The organism is Paraburkholderia sp. OAS925 (assembly GCF_040543975.1).
GTDB classification, from domain to species: Bacteria; Pseudomonadota; Gammaproteobacteria; order Burkholderiales; family Burkholderiaceae; genus Paraburkholderia; species Paraburkholderia graminis.
The window spans coordinates 2,133,897-2,148,543 of sequence record NZ_JBEUNO010000002.1 but is presented as its reverse complement, the minus strand read 5'-3'; the positions used below and the strand labels follow the sequence as shown (position 1 = coordinate 2,148,543).

The 14,647-nt window shown below is 62.2% G+C and carries 12 protein-coding genes and 1 pseudogene; 6 read left to right on the top strand and 7 right to left on the bottom strand.

Annotated elements, in window-relative coordinates; all coding sequences use genetic code 11:
• Positions 1 to 4: 4 nt before the first annotated feature.
• The gene (locus ABIE53_RS28435; protein ID WP_192699053.1) at positions 5 to 619 is read right to left on the bottom strand and encodes a UbiX family flavin prenyltransferase; all 615 of its coding nucleotides are present in this window, start codon (positions 617 to 619) and stop codon (positions 5 to 7) included.
• Entirely contained in the window at positions 612 to 2,072 is a 1,461-nt protein-coding gene (locus ABIE53_RS28430; protein ID WP_085962904.1) for a UbiD family decarboxylase, read from the bottom strand. The genes ABIE53_RS28435 and ABIE53_RS28430 overlap by 8 nt, the downstream gene beginning before the upstream one ends.
• A gap of 337 nt (positions 2,073 to 2,409) precedes the next feature.
• On the opposite strand from ABIE53_RS28430, the gene ABIE53_RS28425 reads away from it, so the two are divergent.
• Together ABIE53_RS28425 and ABIE53_RS28420 are read left to right on the top strand one after the other, a co-directional pair.
• Positions 2,410 to 3,330, top strand: coding sequence for a LysR family transcriptional regulator (locus ABIE53_RS28425; protein WP_006046919.1), 921 nt, complete (start codon positions 2,410 to 2,412; stop codon positions 3,328 to 3,330).
• Between the two features lie 24 nt (positions 3,331 to 3,354).
• Positions 3,355 to 4,806, top strand: coding sequence for an aldehyde dehydrogenase family protein (locus tag ABIE53_RS28420; protein ID WP_192699054.1), 1,452 nt, complete (start codon positions 3,355 to 3,357; stop codon positions 4,804 to 4,806).
• A gap of 5 nt (positions 4,807 to 4,811) precedes the next feature.
• On the opposite strand, the gene ABIE53_RS28415 is transcribed toward ABIE53_RS28420, so the two are convergent.
• Together ABIE53_RS28415 and ABIE53_RS28410 are read right to left on the bottom strand one after the other, a co-directional pair.
• Entirely contained in the window at positions 4,812 to 4,934 is a 123-nt protein-coding gene (locus tag ABIE53_RS28415) for a hypothetical protein (protein ID WP_192699441.1), read from the bottom strand.
• Positions 4,935 to 4,976: 42 nt separating this feature from the next.
• Positions 4,977 to 5,921, bottom strand: a complete 945-nt coding sequence (locus tag ABIE53_RS28410; RefSeq protein ID WP_192699055.1) for an AraC family transcriptional regulator — start codon at positions 5,919 to 5,921, stop codon at positions 4,977 to 4,979.
• Positions 5,922 to 6,106: 185 nt separating this feature from the next.
• Here ABIE53_RS28410 and ABIE53_RS28405 point away from each other — a divergent pair, with 185 nt between their 5' ends.
• From ABIE53_RS28405 to ABIE53_RS28395, 3 genes are all read left to right on the top strand, one after another.
• Positions 6,107 to 6,568 carry a (2Fe-2S)-binding protein gene (locus ABIE53_RS28405; protein ID WP_029965711.1) on the top strand — a complete coding sequence of 154 codons (462 nt, stop codon included), beginning with the start codon at positions 6,107 to 6,109 and terminating at the stop codon, positions 6,566 to 6,568.
• A 2-nt stretch (positions 6,569 to 6,570) separates the two neighbouring features.
• Entirely contained in the window at positions 6,571 to 8,778 is a 2,208-nt protein-coding gene (locus ABIE53_RS28400; RefSeq protein ID WP_192699056.1) for a xanthine dehydrogenase family protein molybdopterin-binding subunit, read from the top strand.
• Between the two features lie 345 nt (positions 8,779 to 9,123).
• The gene (locus ABIE53_RS28395; protein ID WP_029965714.1) at positions 9,124 to 9,495 is read left to right on the top strand and encodes a YciI family protein; all 372 of its coding nucleotides are present in this window, start codon (positions 9,124 to 9,126) and stop codon (positions 9,493 to 9,495) included.
• Positions 9,496 to 9,651: 156 nt separating this feature from the next.
• Here the strand turns inward: ABIE53_RS28395 and ABIE53_RS28390 are convergent, their stop codons facing one another.
• The 3 genes and pseudogenes from ABIE53_RS28390 to ABIE53_RS28380 form a co-directional block, all read right to left on the bottom strand.
• On the bottom strand, positions 9,652 to 10,725 hold the full coding sequence (locus tag ABIE53_RS28390) for a porin (RefSeq protein ID WP_192699057.1): 1,074 nt from the start codon (positions 10,723 to 10,725) through the stop codon (positions 9,652 to 9,654).
• A gap of 186 nt (positions 10,726 to 10,911) precedes the next feature.
• Positions 10,912 to 12,353 (bottom strand): annotated as a pseudogene (locus tag ABIE53_RS28385) (MFS transporter).
• A gap of 240 nt (positions 12,354 to 12,593) precedes the next feature.
• On the bottom strand, positions 12,594 to 13,517 hold the full coding sequence (locus ABIE53_RS28380; protein ID WP_029965717.1) for a dihydrodipicolinate synthase family protein: 924 nt from the start codon (positions 13,515 to 13,517) through the stop codon (positions 12,594 to 12,596).
• Between the two features lie 182 nt (positions 13,518 to 13,699).
• On the opposite strand from ABIE53_RS28380, the gene ABIE53_RS28375 reads away from it, so the two are divergent.
• Positions 13,700 to 14,644 carry a LysR family transcriptional regulator gene (locus ABIE53_RS28375; protein WP_192699058.1) on the top strand — a complete coding sequence of 315 codons (945 nt, stop codon included), beginning with the start codon at positions 13,700 to 13,702 and terminating at the stop codon, positions 14,642 to 14,644.
• Positions 14,645 to 14,647: the final 3 nt, after the last annotated feature.

Genomic DNA, 14,647 nt, shown 5'->3' with positions numbered 1-14,647 from the left:
GACGTTACTCCTCACGCGCGGCGCGGCCGCCGAATTCGTCGGCAAGACCGTTCCAGCGGCGCGCAATTTCCTCATGGTCGATACCGAACAGATCGAGAATGCGCCCGACCGTGTGATCGACCACGTCCTCGATGGTCTGCGGATGCGCATAGAACGCGGGCACCGGCGGCATCACGATCGCGCCCATTTCCGTGGCGAGCGTCATGTTGCGCAGATGCGCGAGATTGAGCGGCGTTTCGCGCGCGACCAGCACGAGGCGGCGGCGCTCCTTGAGCATCACATCGGCGGCGCGGGTGAGCAGGTTGTCCGCGAAGCCGTTCGCGACGCTCGCAAGCGTTTTCATCGAACACGGCACGATCACCATGCCTTCGGTCAGAAACGATCCGCTCGCGACCGCGGCGCCAATGTCGCGTACGTTGTGCACGACGTCGGCGAGCGCGTCGATGTCGCCGCGCGCGAGGCCGAGTTCCTGCGCCGCCGTCACCGCGCCGGATGCGGACACGACCAGATGCGTTTCGTGCGTGCCGAGGCGGCGCAACGCGGCGAGCAGGCGCACGCCGATCACAGCGCCGCTCGCACCCGAAATACCGACGACGATGCGCTTCTTGCGTTCAGTCATGATCGCGCGACAAGTAGGCGTCGAACGCGCTGTTGTCAGCGGCGACGAGTGTGTGCAGATCCACCGAGTCTTGCCCCGGAATGCGCACGCGTGTGAACACATGCGCGGGATACACGACGGGGCGCGTCGCATCGAGGCCCATCTTCGCGCTCACGCCTTGCAGATGCGACGGTGCGTCGTCGGGTTGGCCGACGGTCGTCGACGGATCGAGCGGCGAACCCTGCGCGCCTTCGATCACAACGAGATCGCGGTCGGCCTGGAAGCGCGTCGCGATGGCCCATTCGATTTCGGCGGGATCGTGCACGTTCACATCGGTATCGACAACGACGACCTGCTTGATGTCGTAATGCGCGCCGAACGCGCACAGAATGACGTTCTTCGCTTCGCCTTCGCGCTTCTTGTCGAACTGCACCCACAGGTGATAGCGGCACACGCCGCCGACAGACAGATGAACGTCCTTCACCGCCGGATGGCTGCGCTGCAGATGCGCGAGCAGCGTTGCTTCGCGCGGAATCGCGCCCAGCAGCAGATGCTCCATTTCCGCAGGCACGATCGTATGAAAGATCGGATCACGCCGATGCGTCACCGCGGTCACCTCGATGACTTCGCGCGCTTCCCTCGCGCTGTAGTACTTCGGGAACTCGCCGAACGGGCCCTCGGGCTCGCGGACGTTCGGCAGAATCCGCCCTTCGATGACGATCTCCGCAAACGCCGGCACGTGCACACCATTCGTCACACATTGCGCGACCGGCAGCGGCGCACCATGCAGCGCGCCCGCAATTTCCAGCTCGTCATGATCGATGGGTGTGATCGCTTGCGACGCAAGCATCGTGAGCGGATCGACACCGATCGCGATTGCTACGTCGAGCGCGTCGCCTGCAGCTTCTGCCTCGCGATGAAATGCGTAGAGATGCCGCGGCAGCAGCAGGATCGCCATGCGATTCTGGCCATGCACCTGAATGCGGTTGATCGAAACGTTCTGCACGCCGGTGCGCGGATTGCGCGCGATCACGAGGCCCGCCGTAAGGTAGGGGCCGTTGTCGTACTCGCTGTGCGTGGGAATCGGCAGCAGCGCGTGAAGATCGATGCCGCTCGTATGCACCACTTGCTGACACGGCGCCTCTTCACGTCCGACGACTTTCGATTCGAGCGGCGCGGCGGCCGCAGCGGAGAAACGCGCGAGCAACGCGGATTCGTCGACGCCCATCGCTTCCGCAATCCACGCACGCTTCGACATGAAACCGCTGACGACGGGCACCGCATGGCCGCCCGGCTGCGTGAAGAAGGCCGCCTGCGTGCCGTCCAGGCACTTGGCGATCGCGGCGAGTTCGTGCTCGAGCGCAACGGGCTTGTCGATCGCCGCGACGCGGCCGCTCCGACTCAGATGTGCAAGCCAGTGACGCAAGGTGCGCGCAGGCCCGACGTCGTTCGCCGGGGCGCCCAGGGACGTCATCGGCGAGCTTTCGCGTGAATTCATTTTGAGTCTCTCTCCATTGCTGCCGGCCTCGGAGGTGCTAACACCGGCAGATTGAAGAGCAGAATATCGACGCCACGGTATAAGCGATAATATTAATTTTTGAACCTAGGCATCAGAAGTACTGATGTCCGTACGGATACTGATGCAAGACAGTCCCCGTTTTGATACCAAGTAAAAAAGGGAAGACGGACCGGGCTTTTGATACACGCCAACGGTACGAATCGCAGCACACCGGCAAACATGTTGATACCTCGACTCATCGCGTATCAGCGCATATGATTGGCGAAACAGGTATCACGACGAGCGCTGCCCAATGGATCTCAAACAAATTCAGTACTTCATCGCTCTCTTCGAAGACGGATCGGTAACTCGTGCGGCCAAACGGCTAAACATAGTTCAACCGGCTTTGAGCATGCAGATCGCCAAGCTCGAAGACGAGTTGAAGCAGACCTTGTTCGAGCGCGGCGCACATGGAATGACTCCAACTGCTGCCGGCCGTTTGATGTATCGCCTTTATTTGCCGATCATGCGCGATCTCAAGCAAGCGCAGACACAACTGATGCAGCGCGATGAGGTCGTGTCTGGACACGTTTCCCTGGGACTGATTGCGTCTGTCAGCGAGAGCGTGCTTGCGGATGCGCTTTCGCGCTTTCACGAGCAGTACCCGCACGTCGAAGTAACGGTAGCCGACGGCTACAGTGCGACTTTTATCGATCTCGTGACAGGCGGACAGCTTGAAGCCGCGTTGATCAACCGGCCACGCGCCCGCTTATCTCTCGACTCGGAGCCATTGCTGGACGAAGAAATGGTGTTGGCAACCGGCGTGAATGGCGGACCCACATTGCCGCCCGTCATTGAGCTCGCACAAGTGCAGGAACTGGATCTTGTGTTGCCGACAAAACGTCACGGCTTGCGCGGCGTGCTCGACGCGGCCGCGCAATCCGCAGACGTGCTTCTGGCGCCCCGTTTCGAGATCGATGTTCTGAGCGCCATCGTCAAGCTCGTCGAAAACACGGGGTTCGCCACGATCCTTCCGCGCATCGTGGTCGAACGTTCGGTGCAGCGCGGCACCATGCGCGCGCATCCGATTCTTGCGCCGCGAATCGTGCGGCACATCGTGCGAATCAGTCACCCTCGCCGTCCGATAAGTGCCGCTACGGAAGCGCTAACAGCGATCATTGCCGACGAACTACGGAAGGTATCGGCCGGCGCATCCGACCCTGTCGATTCTTAACAACCACGCCCACTGGATAGTTAAATGGAAAGAGACGCTATGAATTGGATCGCCGGCGAATGGGCCGGCAAGCCCGTGCTCGCAAGCTCCGATCCTTCGAACGGAGAGACGCTCGGCCGGTTCGTCAGCTCGAACACGCAAGACGCGGACGCCGCCGTCGCGGCTGCCCGCCATACGTTCGATCACACAACGTGGGCACAGGATGCCCGTCGACGGCAGGATGTTCTGCTTCGCTGGGCGCAAGCTCTCGAGTTGTCGGTGGAACCGCTAGCGGAATTGCTGACGCGTGAAAACGGCAAGACTATTGGGCAGGCGCGAGGAGAAATGCGCGCCGCAATTTCCGAAGTGCGCTACTACGCGGGACTCGCGCGCCACATTGCCGGTCACGTCATCGAGCCCGAGCCAGGCACCATCTCGACGATGTTGCGCGAGGCCGCCGGCGTTGCTGCGATCATCGTGCCGTGGAACGCTCCCGCCGTGCTGCTCGTGCGGCCCCTTGCGCCCGCCCTCGCTGCCGGATGCACGGCCATCGTCAAGCCGGCTGCCCAGACGTCATTGATCACCGCGGCAATGATCCGTTGTCTCGACCAGCCGGCGCTTCCCGCCGGTGCTGTCAATCTGCTTCTCGAAAACGGCGCAGAAGCCGCTGCGCGACTGGTCGAGTCCGCCGATGTCGATGTGATCAGCTTTACGGGTTCGACGGAAGTCGGCAAGCGAATCATGCGCGCCGCTGCAGACAGCATGAAGCGATTGTCGCTTGAGCTAGGCGGCAAATCGTGTTGTCTCGTCTTCGAGGACAGCGACGTTAAGGCCATTGCACCTCGTCTTGCCCGGGCCGCGACCATCATCTCCGGACAACAATGCACCGCTGCACGGCGAATACTCGTGCATGTGTCAAAGGCGGACCAAATGCGAGACGAACTCGTCAAAGCACTCGCAAGCCTCAAGGTTGGCCCAGGGATCGATCCAGCTTCCGACATTGGCGCGCTGATCGATGTTGCGTCCCGCGACGCTGTCCAGACCACGGTTGAACGAGCGTGTGACCTTGCAGATCGCGTGCTCTTGCGCGGGACTTCGAGCGGACCGGGCGCCTTTCTGTCACCGACGCTGGTCGAGCACGGAGAACCTCACGCCTTCTTTTGCCAGGACGAGATCTTTGGCCCGTTCGTCACGTTAGAGACCTTTGAGACCGAAAAGGAAGCCGTTGAAAAGGCAAACAACACCGTTTTTGGCCTGTCCGCGAGCGTGTGGACCCACGACTCCGCTCGGGCTTTCCGGATTGCGCGTGCGCTGCGTGATGGGACCGTCTGGATCAACGACCACAACAGGTTGTTCGCAGAGGCCGAAACAGGCGGCTATCGGCAGAGCGGACTGGGCCGGTTGCACGGCTACGACGCGCTAGCGGACTTCACGGAGATCAAGCATATCTGTGTCGGTGCAGGAGTCGTAGAAGGCATCGAAGTGCTTGGCTCGTGACGGAATCAGATAACCGTTGACCTCGATTGCAAAAAAGCGCGATGACCAAAATCAGAACACGGCACGTAAATATGGGCCCCGCGTGCATCAGGATGGGCGGGCTTAAGGGAATGCGTGACGGTCTGGATCGGCCTGCTTTTCCAATACGGACGGACTTAGCCGTCGCCAGCCTACTCTCCGAACCCCACCATGTTCCGGCGCCTTAGCTGCGCCACATCGCGAAGTGGAGGCGCCCCAAAGAGCCGGCTATATTCGCGGCTGAATTGGGAAGGGCTGTCATACCCGACCCTGATCGCCACCGACCCAACATCGCCGTTCTGCCCAAGTAACATTCTCCGGGCCTCTTGCAGTCGCAACTGTTTCTGATATTGCAGCGGGCTCAGCGTCGTGACGTTCTTGAAGTGGTGATGGAGCGACGACACGCTCATGTTCACGTGCTGCGCGAGCATCTCCATCCGCAAAACCTCGGTGTAGTGATTCTGGATCCACTCAATCGCCCGCGCGATCCGGTTCGTCGGACTCCCGTTGACGGCGATATGCCGCAGCCGCTTGCCCTGCTCGCTTGTCATCAGCCGATAGAGCAGCTCCTTCACGATAAGCGGCGCGAGAACCGGGATGTCATTCGGAGTATCGAGCAATCGCGCGAGCCGCAGCGCCGCATCGAAAACCGGCGCCGACAGCGAGCCGACCGCGATGCCTTCGCCCGCCGACGCGGCGCCCGGTTCCGGCAGACGCACTTGCGTCGCCAGTTCGGCGATGCACTGCGGATCGAGTGCGAGCTTCACGCACAGGTACGGCGCCTCGGACGACGCTCGCGTGACCCGCGACGTCATCGGCAGATCGACGGACGTCACGAGGCAATGCAGATGATCGTAGTCGTAAGCCTGCCCTCCGACCACGACCCGCTTGGCGCCTTGCGCCGCGAATACCAACGCCGGACTCGCCACGCCGCAGCCGAGATCGACGGGCGTGGAGTACCGGTAGAACGCCAGCGAGGGAATCGCCGTCTGATGCGCGCCGTCCACGGGCGCGAAGCGGCTGACGAGCGCGGCAAGCTCGCGGCGTGCCGTTTCGCGCGACGCCGAAGCATCCAGCCAGGAAGAATTCTGTTTCATGCGCGTTGAGCTCCGTTGACGGAACCGAGCATAACCAGGCGCTGCCGCGCAACGACGGTTGTGCTGCTCCATTTGCAGCATTGTTCAATAATTTTGCAGGATTGTGTAAGCGCAACGGCACGCACTCGGTCACACTGCCGCGTACACCCGGCGCCAAGTTCGGGCCTTCCCCACGGAGAGGTTCCATGTCCACATCGTTTGTCCTGAACGGCAAGAACGTTACGCTCGATGCCGATCCCACTACCCCGCTTCTCTGGGCGATTCGCGAGAACGCGGGCCTGCACGGCACGAAGTTCGGTTGCGGCATGGCGCAATGCGGCGCCTGCACGGTTCATCTGGAAGGCGAAGCCACGCGTTCGTGCGTGCTGCCGCTCGCCGCCGTCGCGGGTAAGCGCATCACGACTATCGAAGGTATCGAAAGCCGGCCTGCGAAAGCGATCCAGGCGGCATGGGTCAAGCTGCAGGTGCCGCAGTGCGGATACTGTCAGTCTGGTCAGATCATGTCCGCGACCGCCTTGCTCGAACGCAACACCACGCCCACCGACGCCGACATCGACGCCGCGATGAACGGCAATCTGTGCCGCTGCGCGACCTACGCCCGCATACGCGCGGCCATTCACGAAGCCGCCGCCACCCTGAAGGCCTGACCATGACGACCGATCTCGATCTCCCGGATGCCGTGCGCCCGTCGCGCCGGACCTTCCTCAAAGCAGCCGGCGCAGTCGCGGCAGTCGGCCTCACCATCGGCTTCGAATGGGCGGGTACGGGCCGCCGCGCGCTCGCCGCCACGGCGCCCGAGGCGGCGTTCGCACCCAACGCCTTCCTGCGCGTCGCGCCGGACAACAGCGTGACCGTCATCGCGAAGCACGTCGAGATGGGCCAGGGCGCGTACACTGGCATCGCGACGATCGTCGCCGAGGAACTGGATGCGAACTGGCAGGACGTCCGCGTCGAAAGCGCCCCCGCTGACGCGAAGCGCTACGCGAATCTCGCGTTCGGCATGCAGGGCACGGGCGGCAGTTCGGCGATGGCCAACTCGTGGATGCAATTGCGCGAAGCCGGCGCGAAAGCGCGCGCGATGCTGGTCTCCGCCGCCGCCGCGCAGTGGCGGACGCCCGCGTCCGAGCTGACGACGCGCGACGGCAGCGTTCATCACGCGGCCACGAACCGGACCGCGACGTACGGCTCGCTCGCGTCGGCCGCGGCCCGGCTACCGGTGCCGGACAAGGTCGCGCTCAAATCACCGAAGGATTTTCGTTTGATCGGCCACCAGGCGCCGCGCGTCGACGTCCCTCCGAAAACCGACGGCACCGCGCAGTTCACGCTCGACGTGACGTTTCCCGGCATGCTGGTCGCGTTGCTGCAGCGTCCGCCTCTCTTCGGCGCGACGGTCAGATCGTTCGACGCGTCGGCTGCGAAAGCCGTGCCGGGCGTGGTTTCGGTCGTGCAGGTGCCGGGCGGCGTAGCGGTGGTCGCGAAGGGCTTCTGGGCGGCCAAGCAGGGCCGCGACGCCCTAAAGATCGAATGGGACGATTCGAAGGCCGAGAAGCGCAGCTCGGACGCGATCATGGCCGAATACCGGCAGCTCGCCGAACAGCCCGGCGCATCCGCCCGCAAGGACGGCGATGCGACGCAGGCGCTCGCGGGCGCAGCGAAGAAGATCTCCGCCACCTACTCGTTCCCCTACCTTGCTCACGCGCCGATGGAGCCGCTCGACGCCGTCGTCAAGCTCACCGCCGATAGCTGCGAGATCTGGGCCGGCGACCAGTTCCAGACCGTCGACCAGGGCAATGCCGCGCGCACGGCCGGGCTCGCTCCGGAGCAGGTCAAGATTCACACGCTGTATGCGGGCGGCAGCTTCGGGCGGCGTGCGAACGCGCGGTCGGACTATATCGTCGAGGCCGTGTCGATCGCCAGGGCGCTGGGCGCGAACGGCACGCCCGTCAAGCTGCAGTGGACCCGCGAGGACGACATCCACGGCGGCTTCTACCGGCCGATGTACTTCCACAAGCTCGACGCGGGCCTGAGCGCGGACGGCAAGCTGGTCGGCTGGCGGCACAGGATCGTCGGCCAGTCGATCCTCGGCGGCACGCCGTTCGCGAGCGCCATGATCAAGAACGGCATCGACGCGACCTCCGTCGAGGGAGCCGCCAACATGGCATACGCGATTCCGAACATCTCGGTCGAACTGACGACCACGCAGACCGGCGTGCCGGTGCTGTGGTGGCGGGTGGTCGGCAGCTCGCACACGGCATTCGCGGTCGAGGCGTTCATTGACGAAGCCGCCCATGCAGCGGGCAAGGACCCGTTCGTGTTCCGCCGCGATCTGCTCGCGCACGAACCGCGCATGCGGGCCGTGCTCGAACTCGCCGCGCGAAAAGCGGGCTGGGACCCGGCCAAACCGTTGCCGAAAGGCCGCGGACGCGGCATCGCGGTGGCCGAGGCGTTCAAGACGTTCGTCGCGCAGGTTGCGGAAGTCTCCGTCGACAAGGACGGTAACGTGAAGATAGAGCGTGTCGTCTGCGCGGTGGATTGCGGTACGCCCATCAATCCCGACATCATCGCAGCACAGATGGAAGGCGGGATCGGCTTCGGTCTCGGCGCGGTGTTGCACAGCGCGATCACGCTGAAGGACGGCAAGGTCGAGCAGAACAACTTCGACGGCTACCAGGTACTGCGAATCGCCGAGATGCCCAAGGTCGAAGTGCATATCGTGCCCTCGGGCGAGGCGCCCACGGGTGTAGGCGAGCCGGGTGTCGCGCCAGTCGGGCCCGCGGTCGCGAATGCGATTTTTGCAGCCACCGGCGAACGGCTTCACAGCTTGCCGTTTCCGGCCGCTGCGAAGAAAAGCGCCTGACGGTCGATTCTTCCGCCCCTTTGGTGCCGAGTGTTCGGCCTGTCCTACGTAAGATGACGTCGCGAACGTTTCCATACGTGGCTCCGTTCGTGCCTCGCTCAAAGGGGTGGTTGGAAAATCAGGCGGTAGCGTCGCTGAATGCACCGTTGACGAACGATGAGCGCGTTGAACAGCGTCGCGGTATCGGTCGCACCTTGGGACTCACCGGAGGGCGCCGACGGCTGGCGGCACGGATCAAAGTTCAATGTTCGACTTGCCAGCGCAGCACCGGATGCGTGGCGCCGGCCGGCATCGTTCCCGACCATCAGCTTCGTCGTCAGTACATACCCACTCAAAGGACCTCCTATGAAATACCTCGGATTGGCCTACTTCACCCCCGAAAGGTTTGCCGCGATGCCACCGGACGACGTCAAGGAACTGGTGAGCCGATGCCCCGCGTTGGACGAGAAGATGCGTGCTACCGGCAAGGTTCTGATTTCCGCGTCGCTTGGCGATCTGGACGGCTGGAGGACACTTCGCCCGCGCAGTGGCAAAACGCAAGTGACCGATGGACCGTACACCGAGTCGAAGGAAGTCGTGGGCGGCCTGTTTATCATCGAAGCGGATAGCCTTGACGAGGCGTTGCGCATCGCGTCCATGCACCCGGCCGCCACTCTGGGCGAGGAAGGCGGATGGGCCGTTGAACTTATCCCCATGGATTTCTACCTGGCTCGATAGCGGCCGCAGCGCCTGTCTCAAGAATGAGTGGGCGCCTTTCTCCACAAACACCTTCCAGGCTTCGTCGTTTCTGCCCCGCAGTGCGCGTTCCCTATCGGACCGGGAGGAATGGCGCGCGCTGGGTCCAACCAAGCAGGTAATGCGGACCAGGTCAGGTTAGAAGGTATGACGAACGCCGACCGCAAAAGTATTGCCGGTGGGGTGCGCGCTCAGCTTGTCGTAAGAGTAGATCGCGTAGATGTCCGTCCGTTTGGACAGGACGTGGTCGTAACCAAGAGACGCCGTGTTGCGAAGGCTGTTGGTCGCAGCCGTACGCCCGGATCGTTGCGTGCGTGCCCACTCGGCAAGCAGGAAATCAGCAGGTGAAAAGGGAATCGACAAACCGGCCTCGTACGTGTGGCTACCAGTAGGTGTACTCACGTCGCTGGTCATCGCCCACGCCCCAAACAGCGTCACGACCTTGAAGTCGTACGCTGCACCCGCGAGATAGGCGTACTGCGCGCCCACCGGCCCCGCCGCGGTGTACCGTACGCGTTGGCCGGACAGTACTGCCGTGAGGCCGTGTCCCTGATAATTCAGGTGAACACCGACATTACCGATGCCAGGCGAACCCGCGACGCCACCGAGACCGTAGATTACGGTCGCGCCGAAGCCCTTGTAGTTTGGCGTCGTGTATTTGGCAGTGTTATTCCACACCGTATCTCCGATGATCGTGCCGCCATAGTTGGTCACGAATGTCTGCAGCACCAGCGGAGAAAAGACGGTCGACGATCCGAACGGATTGACCATGGATTCTGCGGTATACGTCGGATTTCTTTGCCGTCCGAAGGTCAACTGGCCGAAGTCGCCCTTGAAGCCCACATACGCATTGCGTGACCAGAACGGGTCCGCCGCACTGCGACCCTGCGCGCCGTTTTGCGGTTGGAAAAAGCTCTCAAGGGCAAAGATGGCGCTGACACCGCCGCCAAGGTCTTCCTTGCCGCTGATTCCCCAGAACGAAGTGGTAAGTCCGCCGCTTCCCATCAGCGCAGTAGATTGCGGCGTGTCGCTACGCTTGACGCTTCCGACGTAGGTCCCCACGATCCCGTAAAGCTGGACCTGTGAGCCGCTATCTGCCCGTGCGTCGACAGGAGTGAATGCCAGACCGGAGCAGAAAATCGCCGTCACTCCAAGCGTACCGGCAACTTTCCGCGCTTGAAGGCGGACCATGACCCGTTGTGCCTTTTTCATTTCGGTTGTCTCCATTCATTGTTTTATGAGCGACCTTTTCCACGGTCGTCCTCTCAGTACTACTGATGGACCACCATGAATCCGTAGCGCTTGTTGCAAGCGCGTCGCTGAAGCTAACGGTGTGACCGGGGAGGAAGCTCCTTCCCTTGAGTCATCTCAGGAAGGAGCCGTCAGCAATGCAGTTGACTACGGGGAAATCTCTTCGAGCGCGCGATTGGTCGTCTCCACCATTCGGCCGGCGACGAGGAAGCCCACTGCACTGACCACGGCAAACATAATGAATACCGCCGCGATGCCTTTCCCTGTCAATACGACGCCGACAATCGCTGGCGCAGCGGCAGACGCTGCTCGCAGCCAGGAAGTAGCGAGACCCGTGCCGATCGCGCGCATCCGGGTCGGGTAGATTTCAGGCGTGTACAGGTATAAAAGAACCGTTGTAGTTGTCATCACCGCGTAGGCCGACGATCCTAGCAACATCACCGACCATGCGCTGCCAGCGCCATGAATGCCGAGAACGGCGAGCAGAATTCCGCTGATGACAAAGCAGGCCATTGCCCAGCGGCGGCGCCCCACTCGATCGATCAGCAACGCGCACGCGAGCACCCCGCACGTACTCAGGACATTCGAGATCGACGCCATGTGAAGCGACTCTTGCAGCGGCAGATGGTAGACCGTCCTGTAGAGGCTCGGCAGCCAGTTGTTGATGCCGTTCGCCACGAAATAAGAACTCGCCCAGAGCAACCATACGACGACAGTGCGTCCCCGGTAGAACGGCGAGAAGAGTTCTTTCCACGTTCCCTTCTGCTTCGACTCGAGTCCGTTCAAAAGACCCACCACGCGCTCGTCGACCTCCGCCTTTTGCGTCCGCGTATCGAGGTTGCGCTTTCTCGTGCTGGCCTCCAGACGCTCGATGATACGTTCAGCCTTATCGAAACGTCCCCTTGAAATGAGCCAGCGCGGCGATTCTGGAAGGCGTGCAATCAGGATCGCTACGACGATGCCGGGAATTCCGCCGATCAGGAACATGTACTCCCAGCCGAAGCGCGGGACGATGAACGCACCGAGCTGCGCGGCCGCAAGGAGACCCAACGGAAAAATGAGTTCGTAAAGGATGAAGAACCGTCCTCGGCCATGCGCCTGGGACAGTTCGTTAATGTACGTTGCGGCCACGGGCACTTCTCCGCCCACTCCGATACCTTGCAGAAAGCGCATCAAAAAGAGCATATGAAGGCTGCCGGTGAAGGCGCACACGACGCTCATTACCGACATGACACCCACCGTTACTGTGGCGCTCGGCACCCGTCCAATACGTTCGGCAAGCCAACCGAAAACCAACGCTCCTACGACTTGCCCGAGATAACCGGCGGCGATCAGCACACCGATCTGGCTGGCAGAAAGATGCCAAAGACCGACCAGGACGGGAAGCACGAAGCAAGCGAAAGCGCGTCGAATGCGTCAAAGAGCGTCGCGCTGCCCATGACGATACGTGCCCTCGTGTGCCACTTGCAGAACGGCACGTTCTCGATGCGGAACAGCAGATTCGCCGCACGCAATTGCTCGCTCATGGGACGCGTTTCGCTCTGCGTGTGGCTAACGGCGTCGCTATAAGCGGTCGAAGGGGTGTTCATGCTGTCTCCTGGAAAGGTGCATTTTATGGGCCCTCGATTTTCTTCTTGTCTTGAAGCACCGATTCGCGTTTCTTCGTTATCGTGTCGCGACGTCGGAGCTTTCCGGTCGTTTGCCGATCCTGTTATGGGCGACGCGCGAAACGAGGTTTCGCGTGCCGCCGTTACTGCTCAACGCTGACAGCGAAGCAAGAAGGCGCTTCGCTATCGTCATAACGGCTGCTGGTTCGCCGCTTCCTCCTGTCAGTCCACGAGGCCCGCCGACCGAAGCGCGTCTGCGATCTCAACGTCCGCGCCTTCCGCGAGCGGCAGCAACGGCGAGCGCACCGTGGCGTGCTCGAGGATGCCGCGGGCCACGAGGCCGTGCTTGAGTGCAACGGTGCCTTCCATATGCGAGCCACGGTGGTACACATTGCGCGTCACGGGCAGCAGCCGATCATGGATCGCGCGAGCCGCCCTGTAGTCTTTCGCCTTGCCTGCCTTGATCAGTTCGATGAGCGGCTCGGGGGCCAGGCTGCCGTAGCCGACGAGCGCACCGTCGACGTCAAACATCGTGTGGAGCAGATACTCGTCGTGGCAGGTCAGGATTTGCAGTTCCGGCCGCTCGCGACGGATGATCGGAATTTCAACGTCCCAGCGACGCATATTGCGCACGCCGTTTTTCATCGCAAAGACGCCAGGTTGCGCGGCGATCTCCAACTGCGTCTCGAGGTTGTAGGTCGCCTTGGTGGCGTCCGGGTACTGGAACAGGATGAGCGGCAGGCCGCTGCCTTCGTGGATGGCGCGGTAGCGGTCTTGCGGTGCGCCCTTCTGGTAACCGAAGCGCAGCCAGCCGTGCGACGGATACACGAGACCGGCCGACGCGCCCGCCTCGACCGCGCGCTTCGCCTCTTCGACGGCCACTTCGGTGCCTTCCAGCGTGATGCCGGCGATGACCGGGATCTTGCCGTCAACGGATTTCACGAAGCTCCGGATAACCTCGGCCTGTTCTTTCTGCGTGAGGAACGTGCCTTCGCCTGCGTGACCGAGAACCGTCAAACCTTTTACGCCTTCGATGCTGCCAAGCCAGGCGCCCAGCCGTTGAATTGCTGCGTGGTCCACCGCTCCATCGCGGGTGAAGGGGGTAACGGGTGCCGGGACCAAACCGCGCAGATCGATCGCTTTCATGACGTCTCCAAATGTGAGCTTTTCCGCTCCTCTTTCGTAGAGGAGAGCCCGCTGCTCGTGTCGCATCAAGCTCGAACAACGGTGCATGCGTTGCAGTGTAGGGATGGCCGACTCATGCGAGAACTGCCGGGCGACACATTTCAGCTATACTGATTTGACATATCCGGTTGGGAGCCTGAGCGGTGGACTACGCGGCCTGGAAGCTATTTATCGACGCGGCAGAACTGGGGAGCCTAAGCAAGGTTGCCGTGGCGTACGGGACCAGTCAGCCGCACATCAGCCGCCAGATTGTCGAGCTCGAGCAGTACTGCGGCGGCCGTTTGTTTCAGCGCACCGGGCGAGGCGTGGTATTGACCGAGCTGGGCGCGCGTATTGCCCCGCGCGTGAGGACGTGGCTTGCCAGTACGGAACAGTTGTCCAGCGACATCCGCAGTACGGCGGGAGAGCCAATCGGCGTGGTGAGACTCGGGATCTTGCCGTCCACCGCTCATCCCCTTGTCAGCACGCTTTACCATCGCCTTCGAGAGCGTTATCCGCTAGTGCAATTACAGGTGCGCGAAGGTCAAGGTGCGTTGCTGGAAACCTGGCTGGAACAAGGCAGTGTCGATCTCGCCATCCTTTTTCGAAACAGCCCGACGCCGAGAAACGGTGACGAGTATCTCGTTGAGGCGGCGACCTACCTGGTCGGCGCGGAAGGCGATCCGTTGACCAAAGACTCCACGGTCGAGTTTTCCAGGCTCGACGGGATTCCTCTGGTGTTTTTCTGCCGCCCCAATAGCTGGCGCGACCGGCTCGAGCAACTTGCTGGTGAACGCCGGGTGTTTCTTAACTTCGCGGCAGAAGCCGACTCTTTGAGCCTGCAGGGACACATGGTGGCCGATGGCGGCATCTACGCGTTGCTCGGACCTTACGCCATCGCCAATCTGCAAAAGGAATGCCGGCTGCAGGCGTCGATGGTGGTTGAGCCGGCCGTGCCGCGCTTTATCGCGCTAGCTATGTCGCCCCATGGCGAACTGACGCTGGCTTGCCGCACGGTCATGCAGCTCACCAGGGAAATCGCACGCTCGCGCAACCTCTCTTCGGAGTTCCAGCAGGGTGTATCCGCGGCCTTCGTGCGATCCATCTGAGGG

Excerpts from the sequence above, each read along its gene's own strand:
- ABIE53_RS28410 (WP_192699055.1), bottom strand. The coding sequence starts at position 5,921 with ATGAAACAGAATTCTTCCTGGCTGGATGCTTCGGCGTCGCGCGAAACG.
- ABIE53_RS28395 (WP_029965714.1), top strand. The coding sequence starts at position 9,124 with ATGAAATACCTCGGATTGGCCTACTTCACCCCCGAAAGGTTTGCCGCG.
- ABIE53_RS28400 (WP_192699056.1), top strand. The coding sequence starts at position 6,571 with ATGACGACCGATCTCGATCTCCCGGATGCCGTGCGCCCGTCGCGCCGG.
- ABIE53_RS28380 (WP_029965717.1), bottom strand. The coding sequence starts at position 13,517 with ATGAAAGCGATCGATCTGCGCGGTTTGGTCCCGGCACCCGTTACCCCC.
- ABIE53_RS28430 (WP_085962904.1), bottom strand. The coding sequence starts at position 2,072 with ATGACGTCCCTGGGCGCCCCGGCGAACGACGTCGGGCCTGCGCGCACC.
- ABIE53_RS28420 (WP_192699054.1), top strand. The coding sequence starts at position 3,355 with ATGGAAAGAGACGCTATGAATTGGATCGCCGGCGAATGGGCCGGCAAG.
- ABIE53_RS28390 (WP_192699057.1), bottom strand. The coding sequence starts at position 10,725 with ATGAAAAAGGCACAACGGGTCATGGTCCGCCTTCAAGCGCGGAAAGTT.
- ABIE53_RS28425 (WP_006046919.1), top strand. The coding sequence starts at position 2,410 with ATGGATCTCAAACAAATTCAGTACTTCATCGCTCTCTTCGAAGACGGA.
- ABIE53_RS28435 (WP_192699053.1), bottom strand. The coding sequence starts at position 619 with ATGACTGAACGCAAGAAGCGCATCGTCGTCGGTATTTCGGGTGCGAGC.
- ABIE53_RS28405 (WP_029965711.1), top strand. The coding sequence starts at position 6,107 with ATGTCCACATCGTTTGTCCTGAACGGCAAGAACGTTACGCTCGATGCC.